This is a genomic window from Mesorhizobium sp. M1A.F.Ca.IN.020.06.1.1 (assembly GCF_004023265.1).
In the GTDB taxonomy this organism is placed as follows: Bacteria; Pseudomonadota; Alphaproteobacteria; order Rhizobiales; family Rhizobiaceae; genus Mesorhizobium.
This window is the reverse complement of sequence record NZ_RZSR01000138.1, coordinates 1-8924: the sequence shown is the minus strand read 5'-3', so window position 1 is coordinate 8924 and position 8924 is coordinate 1. Positions and strand designations below refer to the sequence as shown.

Annotated in this window: 9 protein-coding genes and 1 riboswitch; of the genes, 3 read left to right on the top strand and 6 right to left on the bottom strand. The window is 64.4% G+C overall.

What is annotated here, in order from left to right; genetic code table 11:
- A partial coding sequence (locus EOA60_RS08950; RefSeq protein WP_128311253.1) for a transporter substrate-binding domain-containing protein occupies window positions 1-663 on the bottom strand: 663 nt, incomplete at its 3' end.
- 82 nt (window positions 664-745) lie between these two features.
- A complete protein-coding gene (locus EOA60_RS08945) occupies window positions 746-1840 on the bottom strand; it encodes a 2'-deoxycytidine 5'-triphosphate deaminase (protein WP_067322878.1) in 1095 nt (364 codons plus the stop codon).
- 135 nt (window positions 1841-1975) lie between these two features.
- Window positions 1976-2053, top strand: a riboswitch (SAM riboswitch).
- A 56-nt stretch (window positions 2054-2109) separates the two neighbouring features.
- Between EOA60_RS08945 and EOA60_RS08940 the strand changes: the two genes are divergently transcribed.
- On the top strand, window positions 2110-3300 hold the full coding sequence (locus EOA60_RS08940) for an O-succinylhomoserine sulfhydrylase (RefSeq protein ID WP_067322744.1): 1191 nt from the start codon (window positions 2110-2112) through the stop codon (window positions 3298-3300).
- 41 nt (window positions 3301-3341) lie between these two features.
- On the opposite strand, the gene EOA60_RS08935 is transcribed toward EOA60_RS08940, so the two are convergent.
- Complete coding sequence (locus tag EOA60_RS08935) at window positions 3342-4487, bottom strand: ceramide glucosyltransferase (RefSeq protein WP_127335167.1); 1146 nt, start codon at window positions 4485-4487, stop codon at window positions 3342-3344.
- Window positions 4488-4705: 218 nt separating this feature from the next.
- On the opposite strand from EOA60_RS08935, the gene apaG reads away from it, so the two are divergent.
- Window positions 4706-5098, top strand: coding sequence for a Co2+/Mg2+ efflux protein ApaG (apaG, locus tag EOA60_RS08930; protein WP_067322738.1), 393 nt, complete (start codon window positions 4706-4708; stop codon window positions 5096-5098).
- Between the two features lie 52 nt (window positions 5099-5150).
- Here the strand turns inward: apaG and EOA60_RS08925 are convergent, their stop codons facing one another.
- The 3 genes from EOA60_RS08925 to EOA60_RS08915 form a co-directional block, all read right to left on the bottom strand.
- Entirely contained in the window at window positions 5151-6182 is a 1032-nt protein-coding gene (locus tag EOA60_RS08925; protein ID WP_082953802.1) for an Hsp33 family molecular chaperone, read from the bottom strand.
- Window positions 6183-6290: 108 nt separating this feature from the next.
- Complete coding sequence (argF, locus tag EOA60_RS08920) at window positions 6291-7202, bottom strand: ornithine carbamoyltransferase (RefSeq protein WP_095799366.1); 912 nt, start codon at window positions 7200-7202, stop codon at window positions 6291-6293.
- Between the two features lie 15 nt (window positions 7203-7217).
- Complete coding sequence (locus tag EOA60_RS08915) at window positions 7218-8417, bottom strand: aspartate aminotransferase family protein (protein WP_067322728.1); 1200 nt, start codon at window positions 8415-8417, stop codon at window positions 7218-7220.
- Window positions 8418-8774: 357 nt separating this feature from the next.
- On the opposite strand from EOA60_RS08915, the gene EOA60_RS08910 reads away from it, so the two are divergent.
- On the top strand, window positions 8775-8924 hold a 150-nt coding region (locus EOA60_RS08910), incomplete at its 3' end, for a GcrA family cell cycle regulator (protein WP_281060730.1).

The window sequence follows — 8924 nt, the reverse complement described above, 5'->3', positions numbered from 1 at the left end:
CTCCAGGCGCACGGCGATGCCGGCCTCGGTCTCGGTGCCCTTGACGTCGCCCACCAGCTTGCAGCAGCCGTCGCTCGCCTTCTTCATCCAGTCGACCAGCACGAACTTGTCCGAGATGACGGCGTCGAGCCGGCCGTTGAGCAGATCGGTGACCGCCTCTTCCTGGGTCGGGTAGAGCTTCGCCTCGGCGCCGGCCTTGGCGTAGACGTCCTGGGCGTAGTTGGCCTGGGTGGTCGAGGCCTGGGCACCGACCGTCTTGCCGGCAAGCGAGGCCGGCTCGGTCGAGGCGATATCGGCGTCCTTCAGGGCGACCAGCGCAAGCGGCGTGGTGTAGTATTTGTGGGTAAAGGCGACCTGCTTCTTGCGTTCCTCGGTGATGCTCATCGAGGCGATGATGGCGTCGAATTTCTTGGCCTGCAGGGCCGGAATGATGCCATCCCAATCCTGGGTGACGATCTCGCATTCGATCTTCATCTGCGCGCAGAGCGCATTGGCGATGTCGATGTCGAAGCCTTCCACCTTGCCGTCCGGCGTGATGGTGTTGAAGGGCGGATAGGCGCCCTCGGTGCCGATCTTGATCTTTTCGGCCGCGTCTACCGAACCGACGCCGAGCGCCAGCATGGCGGCGGCCGCAGCCGACAGGATCCATCTGGATATCTGCATTTTCATCCCCTTGGGTTCAGGTGCTACATGCTCAGACGCAGCCAAGCACGGCGCGCGAGGCCGGGCAAGCACAGCCTGGCGATCAGCGCGCGGCGCGAAAATGCTTGGAGAGCTTCAGCCCCTGCGCCTGATAGTTGGAACCCAGCTCGCTGCCATAGAGCGCCTGCGGCCGCTTCAGCATATGCTCGTAGACGAGGCGGCCTACGATCTGGCCGTGGTCGAGGATGAACGGCACCTCGTGGCTGCGCACTTCAAGCACCGCGCGGCTGCCGCTGCCGCCGGCGGCGGAATGGCCGAAGCCCGGGTCGAAAAAGCCGGCATAGTGGACGCGGAACTCGCCGACCAGCGGATCGAAAGGCGTCATCTCGGCGGCATAGAGCGGCGGCACGTGCACGGCTTCGCGAGAGACCAGGATGTAGAACTCGTCCGGGTCGAGCACGAGCTCGCCGGCCCCGCTCTTGTAGAGCGGTTCCCAGAAGTCGACCACATCCTGAGCGGCGCGCTTGTCGACGTCGACGAGGCCGGTGTGGTGCTTGCCGCGATAGCCGACCAGGCCGTCCTTGTCGCCGTCGAGATCGATAGAGAGCGCAATGCCGCCGCCGGAGATGTTGGGCGGCTCGGTCGCAACCAGCATCTCGGCGTGATGGAGGTCACGCAACTCATTCTCCGACAGCACGGCATTGCCGGTGCGGAAGCGGATCTGCGACAGGCGCGAGCCGGCGCGCACGACGATCGGGAAGGTGCGCGGGCTGACCTCGAGATAGAGCGGGCCATGATAGCCGGCGGCGATCTTATCGAACTCATGGCCGCGGTCGGTCATGACACGCGTGAAAATGTCGAGCCGTCCGGTCGAGCTCTTCGGGTTGGCCGAAGCCGAGACTTCCGCCGGCAGCGCCAGGCTTTCCTGCAGCGGCACGATGTAGACGCAGCCCGTCTCCAGCACCGCGCCCTCGGCAAGGTTGATCTCATGCAGCTTCAGCCGGTCCAGCTTGTCGGCCACCAGATGATCGGGACCGGGCAGAAAGGAAGCCCGCACGCGAAAGGCCTTGTCGCTAAGTCTGAGATCGAGGCTGGCCGGCTGGATCTGGTTGGTGTCGAGCGCGCGCGGCGACTTCAGCGCGCCCGACTGGAAGAGCGCCGCGATGTCCTGATCCGGAAGAATGCCTGTCTGCCGCAATGTCTGGCTCCGGGCGAAGTCATTGTCGTCGCAGTTTCCTGTCGCAAAACCGCGGGACACTTTTGCGGAGGCTGCCTGGTACAACCCTCTTAATCAAGCCGGCAATTGACGCAAGCGCGGGCGAGGTCTAAAGGGTCGTTATCCCGTGGTGATTTGGCCGGTCGGCTTGCAGCCACGTTAAACAAGTCGCTAAAGGACCGTCGGGCCGCAAGGCCGTATGGACCGGTTGCGACGTCGCGGCCGGTTTTTTTGTGTTTGGAAGCAGGGCGATGACCAAGACGCGTAACTGGAAACCTCAGACGGCACTCGTGCATGGCGGGACGCTGCGTTCCGGCTTCGGCGAGACCGCCGAGGCGATGTATCTCACCCAGGGCTATGTCTACGAGACGGCCCAGGCAGCGGAGGCCCGCTTCAAGGGCGAGGAACCCGGCTTCATCTATTCGCGCTACGCCAACCCGACCGTCGATATGTTCGAGAAGCGCATGTGCGCGCTGGAAGGCGCGGAAGACGCACGTGCAACCGCTTCCGGCATGGCCGCCGTGTCCGCCGCCCTGCTCTGCAGCGTCAAGGCCGGCGATCACATCGTTGCGGCGCGAGCCCTGTTCGGTTCCTGCCGCTGGGTAGTCGAGACGCTGGCGCCGCGCTATGGCATCGAGGCAACGCTGATCGACGGCACCGACATTGCCAATTGGGAAAAAGCGGTCAGGCCGAACACCAAGCTGTTCTTCCTGGAAAGTCCGACCAACCCGACGTTGGAAGTGGTCGATATCGCCGCTGTCGCCGCTTTAGCAAATTCGATCGGCGCACGCGTGATCGTCGACAACGTCTTTGCCACGCCGCTGCAGCAGAAGCCGCTGCAGCTCGGCGCCCATATCGTGGTCTACTCGGCGACCAAGCACATCGACGGACAAGGCCGCTGCCTCGGCGGCGTCATCCTGTCGGACAAGAAGTGGATCGACGAGAACCTGCACGATTATTTCCGGCACACCGGCCCGAGCCTGTCCCCATTCAACGCATGGACGCTGCTGAAAGGCCTCGAGACGCTCCCGCTGCGCGTGCGCCACCAGACCGAAAGCGCCGGCAAGATCGCGGACTTCCTGGCTGGCCGGCCGGAGATCGCCCGCGTCATCTATCCGGGCCGGGCCGACCATCCCCAGGCGGATATCGTCAGGAAGCAGATGTCGGGCGGCTCGACGCTGATCTGCCTCGACGTCAAGGGCGGCAAGCAGGCGGCCTTCGCCTTGCAGAACGCGCTCGACATCGTGCTGATCTCGAACAACCTCGGCGACGCAAAGAGCCTGATCACGCATCCGGCGACGACGACGCACAAAAACCTCACTGACGAGGCCCGCGCCGAGCTCGGCATCGGACCAGGCACGCTCAGGCTCTCCGTCGGGCTGGAGGATACCGACGACCTGCTCGCCGACATCGAACAGGCGCTGAAGGCGGCGAAGGAATGAACCGCCACGGCGGCAAAGAGGGCGCTTGAGCCGCAGCCGGCTCAAGCAATCTCTTCGAGTTCAGTCATCCCGCTGTTGCGGATGGTCATTGCGTTGCCACGCCATTCGACGGCCCCGCCAAGCCAGCCGCGCGCCCAGATGGCGGGAAGCATCGCGTCGCGCACGATCATCGCGGTGACGCTGCGCGGCGACAGATGCCAGCCCTTGGACCAGGCGAGCATGCATTCGGGCACATAGGCGATCGCCAGCACGCAGAGCGCGGTCGTGGGCAGGCTGACACCGGCGCTTGCCGCCGCGATCAGCGCCAGAAGCAGCGGCACGACCACACCGGTCAGGATTTCGGGCGCGAAGAACAATGGGAAGGTGACGCGGCGCAGCCGCGCCCAGCGCGCCTGGCGCGACCAGATTTCGGCGAGCGTGCGCTGGCCGAGCGACTGCTCGAAGGGCGCGGCCACGAGATTGACCCGAAGGCCAAGGCTGTTGACCAGCTTGGTCGCCGCCGCGTCCTCGGCGATCTCGGCGGCCAAAGCCTGGATGCCGCCATTTGCATCCAGCATCGGCTTGTTCCACAGCATGCTCTTGCCCTGCGCGAAGCCAAGGCCGAGCGCTTCGCCGGCATATTGCCAACGCGCCTGCAGCGTGTTGAGGAAGGCGCATTCGACCTCGGCCCAGAAACCGTTCGGACGCGAGCCGATCGGCGTCGAGCAGACGAGGCCGGTGTCCGGCCCCCAGGCCGCCATCAGATGCTGGACATAGTCCTTGGGCATCAGCACGTTGGAATCGGCGAGGATCACCCAGTCGTGCCGCGCCGCCTGCCAGCCCTTGATGCAGTTGTTTAGCTTGGGATTGGCGCTGATCCTGTCATCGCCGACGAGGAGCCGCGCCGGAACATTCGGAAATCTCGCGATGGCGGCGTTGATCAGCTTGACCACGGGATCTTCGGCGTGCGCGACGCAGAAGATCAGTTCGTAGCGCGGCCAATCGAGCGAGAAGGCGCGGTCGAGCGTCTCCTGCGTGAACGGCTCCACACCGCGCGACGGCACGACGATCGAGACAGGCGACAGGCCGCCGGAGGGCGCGGGAATGGCGCAACGAGCCTTCAGCCGCGACGACGCGAGCAGGATGCTGGCAAGGTTGGAAAAAAGAAGGGCCGAGGAGGCAAAGGCGGCTGCGAGGGTCAGTTCCATCGAGATCTGGTCACTCCGGAAAGGCCGCCCGAGGCCGTTTCATCACTCGACAAAGCGCCCGAGTCGCCCGCACGGTTTGTGCACACCAACATTGTCATGTGTCACTTAAATGACATTGTTTGTCGGCACTTGCGGTGGAAAAGCCGGCAGGCTGGCGACGCCGCGGAGGTAGAACCGCGAAGCGCGGTAAAATGTTCCCTGCGGCACCGGAGTGGCTCATGTATCGCGCCGTGACGCGCAACATCGAAGTGCAGGTCAGGCCGTTTTATCTGGAGGACCGTTCCGATCCGTCCGAAAACCGCTATGTCTGGGGCTACCAGGTGACGATCGACAACCGGTCGGACGAGTTCGTGCAGCTTCTGTCGCGCTACTGGCACATCACCGACGGGCGTGGCCGAGTCGAAGAAGTGCGCGGCGAGGGCGTGGTCGGCGACCAGCCGGAGCTCAACCCCGGCGACAGCTATCAGTACACGTCGGGATGCCCGCTCTCGACGCCATCCGGCATCATGGTCGGCCGCTACACGATGCGCAACGGCCGCGGCGAAACGTTCGACGTCGCCATTCCGGCTTTCTCGCTCGATATGCCGGGGACGAAAAGGACGGTGAATTAAAGAACTCGAGTTCCCCGCCTCCGCAAAGCGGGGGCGAGGAGCCGGAGCTTTCTCACTCCGCCGCAAACTCCGCCGGATCGAAGTCGTACTGCGTCGAGCAGAACTCGCAAGCGACATGGATACCGCCGTCCTCGGTCGAGTCCTTTATCTCCTCGGCCGAGAAGCCTTCGAGAATGCCTCGGATTTTGTCGCGCGAGCAGGAGCACTGATCGGCGACCGGCACACCGCGGAAGACGCGCACGCCGTGCTCGTGGAACAGCCGGTAGAGCAGCCGCTCGGCACCCACCGTCGGATCGATGAGCTCGGTCGGCTCGATGGTGCCGAGCAGCGCCAAGAGTTCCCGCCAGGAATTGTCGGCCGGTTCGTGCGTCACGTCTCGTGGATCGCCATCCCCGCCCGAAATGTCGGGCACGCGCATGCGTTCGGGCGCCTGCGGCAGGAACTGCGCCAGGATACCGCCGGCGCGCCATTGCTCGCGGGCCCCGCCCGGGCCCGGGGTCACCAGCTTCGCAACCGACATCCTCAGATCGGTCGGGATCTGCTCCGACTGGCGGAAATAGGTCCGCGCGGCTTCTTCCAGCGATGTGCCGTCGAGTTGGACGATGCCCTGATAGCGCTGCGTGTGCGCGCCCTGATCGATGGTCAGGGCCAGGACGCCGGTGCCGAGCAGCTTCTCCTGCGAGATCTCGCCCGAGGCAATCAGCGCCTGCAGCCGGTCGGCGTCGAAGCGCGCATAGGCGCGCAACGAATGCGGCGTGGTAAAGTCCGCCACCAGCATGTCGACCGGTCCGTCCGTGCGGGTTTGCAGGATGAACTTGCCCTCGAATTTCAGCGACGTGCCGAGCAGTACGGTGAGCACGCAGGCCTCCGCCAGCAGGCGCGCGACCGGCTCGGGATAATCGTGGCGGCTGAGAATGGCGTCGAGCATCGGCCCGAGCTGCACCGTGCGGCCGCGCACATCCAGGGGCGCTACTTCGTAAGGCACGACATGGTCGTCGCCTGCGAAGCCGAATTCGCCGAGTTTGGGTTGATGCTCAGCCAAGGAAAGCGTTTCCAGCATGACAAAACTCCGGGGCGCATCCATCCCGCTTTCCAGGCGGCATGGGTCGAAGCGCGTTCGATTTCAGTGATGGCCCGCAAATAGGCATCACACATCCCGGGATCAAGTTGGCGCGGATCAAGTCGACCCCGGTCAAGCGCCCAGGCACCAGGCCAGCACCGCCTTCTGGGCGTGCAGCCGGTTCTCGGCCTCGTCGAAGACCACCGAATGCGGTCCGTCGATCACCTCGTCGGTGACCTCCTCGCCGCGATGCGCAGGCAGGCAGTGCATGAAAAGCGCGTCGGACTTCGCCCTCGCCATCAGCGCGGCGTTGACCTGGTAGGGCAGGAAGACGTTATGGCCGCGGGCGCGATGCTCCTGGCCCATCGACACCCAGCTGTCGGTGACGACGCAATCAGCCTGGTCGACGGCCTCTTCGGCCGAGCCGGCAAACCTCACCTTGCCGCCATTGGCCTTCGCCCAGTCGACATATTTCTCGAACGGCTCGCTGCCCTCCGGCACGGCGACATTGAGGTTGAAGCGGAACCGCGCCGAGGCTTCTAGAAGCGAGTGCAGCACATTGTTGCCGTCACCTGTCCAGGCGAAGGTCTTGCCGGCCACCGGACCGCGATGCTCCTCATAGGTCATGATGTCGGCCATCAGCTGGCAGGGATGGGTATCGTCGGTCAGCCCATTGATCACCGGCACGGTCGCGTTTTCGGTGAGTTCCAGCAACCGGTCATGCGAGGTGGTGCGGATCATGATGGCATCGACATAGCGCGACAGCACCTTGGCGGTGTCGGCGATGGTTTCAGAACGGCCGAGCTGCATCTCGGTGCCGGTCAGCATGATGGTCTCGCCGCCGAGTTGGCGCATGCCGACGTCGAAGGAAACGCGCGTGCGCGTCGAAGGCTTGTCGAAGATCATCGCCAGCACCTTGCCCTCGAGCGGCTTCGAACGCTCGCCGGCCTTGAGCCTGGTCTTTCGCGCCATCGCATCGTCCAGCATGACGCGCAGATCGCCTGCGGAAACGGCGGACAGGTCGGTGAAGTGACGAACGCTCATCGGCAGATTCCAGAACTACTTCGCGGCTTCGGCCGTAATCGCGTCGGTCAGGCCCTTGGCGCCCGACCGAATGCGTTTCAGCGCCTCCCCGATCTCCTCGTCGGTGACGGTGAGCGGCGGCAAAAGCCGGATGACGTTGTCGCCCGCCGGCACCGCAAGCAAGTGCTGGTCGCGCAGCGCCATGTTAACCTTGGCGTTGGGCATGGCGCATTTCAGCCCTAGCATCAGCCCGCTTCCCCGGATGCCTTCGATGACCTCGGGAAATTCGTCGGCGACCGCCGCCAGTCCTTGCTTCAGCAGCAATGCCTTGCGCTGAACGTCCTCGAGGAAGCCGTCGGCCAGCACGACGTCGAGCACGGCGTTGCCCACCGCCATCGCCAGCGGATTGCCGCCGAAAGTGGTGCCGTGCACGCCGGCCGTCATGCCAGCCGCCGCGTCGTCGGTTGCGAGGCAGGCACCCATCGGAAAACCGCCGCCGATGCCCTTGGCGATCGCCATCAGGTCAGGCGTGACGCCCGCCCACTCATGCGCGAACAGCTTGCCGGTGCGCCCGATGCCGCACTGGACCTCGTCGAAGATCAGAAGCAGGCCATGCCGGTCACAGAGTTGCCGAATCCGCTTCAACGACTGCGTCGGCACCGGGCGGATGCCGCCCTCGCCCTGCACCGGTTCGATCAGGATAGCCGCGGTTTCCGGTGTGATCGCCTTCTCGGCGGCATCGATATCGTCGAACGCGACCTGGTCGAAGCCCTCGACCTTCGGACCGAAACCCTCGAGATATTTGTACTGACCGCCGGCGGCGATCGTCGCCAGCGTGCGGCCGTGGAAGGCGCCCTCGAAAGTGATGATGCGGAAACGCTCCGGATGGCCTTTGACGAACTGATAGCGCCTGGCCGACTTGATGGCGCATTCCAGAGCCTCGGCGCCCGAATTGGTGAAGAACACCTTGTCGGCGAAGGTTGCATCGACCAGCCTTTCGCCCAGCCGGCGCTGCTCCGGGATCTCGTAGAGATTGGAGACGTGCCACAGCTTGGCCGCCTGCCCGGTGAGCGCCGCGACCAGATGCGGATGGCTGTGGCCCAGCGAGTTCACGGCGATGCCGCCGGCGAAGTCGAGATATCGCTCGCCCTTGTCGGTGACCAGCCAGGTCCCCTCCCCGCGGTCGAAGGCCAGGGGTGCGCGAGCAAAAGTCTCGTAAAGCGCCGAACCGCTCATTATATGCGTCTCCGGAACCGGAAATCAAAAAAGCCGCCAATGCGGCGGCCTTTGCGGCTTATCATGTTTTTCGGCCATGAAGTCAACGAAAAGGTCGCGCAGAAGCGCGCGGCAAGGCTCCAGCGCCACGCCGGCCCATCAGCGGTTGGGCAAGTTGGGGAAAACCGTAAAAACCGAATCGGTGTTGCCCTGGGGACTCTTGTCACCGAGTCAGCGCATAAGGTAATTGTAGTCGAGAAATAACTAGATTTCGTGCGGCGGATCTAATCACCCGGTACATGTGGTGTCGTTTGCCCGGCGAGAGCCGGCTCGGGAAAGGATTCTGACCGCCGCACGCCTCAGCAGGAGCGCGGTCTCATGAACTGGACTGACGAGCGAGTCGAACTTCTCAGGAAATTGTGGTCGGAGGGTCTCAGCGCCAGCCAGATCGCCGCGCAGCTCGGCGGTGTGAGCCGCAATGCCGTTATCGGCAAGGTGCATCGCCTGAAACTGTCGGGCCGCGGCCGC

Coding starts and splice junctions, on each gene's coding strand:
- apaG (WP_067322738.1), top strand. CDS start 4,706: ATGTATCGCGCCGTGACGCGCAACATCGAAGTGCAGGTCAGGCCGTTT.
- EOA60_RS08940 (WP_067322744.1), top strand. CDS start 2,110: ATGACCAAGACGCGTAACTGGAAACCTCAGACGGCACTCGTGCATGGC.
- EOA60_RS08925 (WP_082953802.1), bottom strand. CDS start 6,182: ATGGATGCGCCCCGGAGTTTTGTCATGCTGGAAACGCTTTCCTTGGCT.
- argF (WP_095799366.1), bottom strand. CDS start 7,202: ATGAGCGTTCGTCACTTCACCGACCTGTCCGCCGTTTCCGCAGGCGAT.
- EOA60_RS08915 (WP_067322728.1), bottom strand. CDS start 8,417: ATGAGCGGTTCGGCGCTTTACGAGACTTTTGCTCGCGCACCCCTGGCC.
- EOA60_RS08935 (WP_127335167.1), bottom strand. CDS start 4,487: ATGGAACTGACCCTCGCAGCCGCCTTTGCCTCCTCGGCCCTTCTTTTT.